The sequence below is a fragment of the Pseudoalteromonas sp. C8 genome (assembly GCF_011378685.1).
Lineage (GTDB): Bacteria > Pseudomonadota > Gammaproteobacteria > Enterobacterales > Alteromonadaceae > Pseudoalteromonas > Pseudoalteromonas arctica.
In genome coordinates this window covers 1-218 of sequence record NZ_WTKT01000084.1, presented here as the reverse complement: position 1 = coordinate 218, position 218 = coordinate 1, and the positions used below count along the sequence as shown (strand labels likewise).

Genomic DNA, 218 nt, shown 5'->3' with positions numbered 1-218 from the left:
TTTTTAATGTGGCTCCTCTTGCTGGGCTTGAACCAGCGACACACGCTATACCTTCAAAAGAGGACAGTCCGTTGCTCTACCAACTGAGCTAAAGAAGAATTGTTCTTTTTGCTAATGTATCAGGGAGATCATAAATTTTAGGCAAAAAAAATCCTGAACAATAATGTTCAGGATTTTTAATGTGGCTCCTCTTGCTGGGCTTGAACCAGCGACACACG

At 41.7% G+C, this 218-nt stretch carries 1 tRNA gene; it reads right to left on the bottom strand.

The window, feature by feature from the left end:
- Window positions 1–9: 9 nt before the first annotated feature.
- Window positions 10–98: transfer RNA gene (locus GQR39_RS20135), tRNA-OTHER, on the bottom strand.
- Between the last annotated feature and the right edge of the window lie 120 nt (window positions 99–218).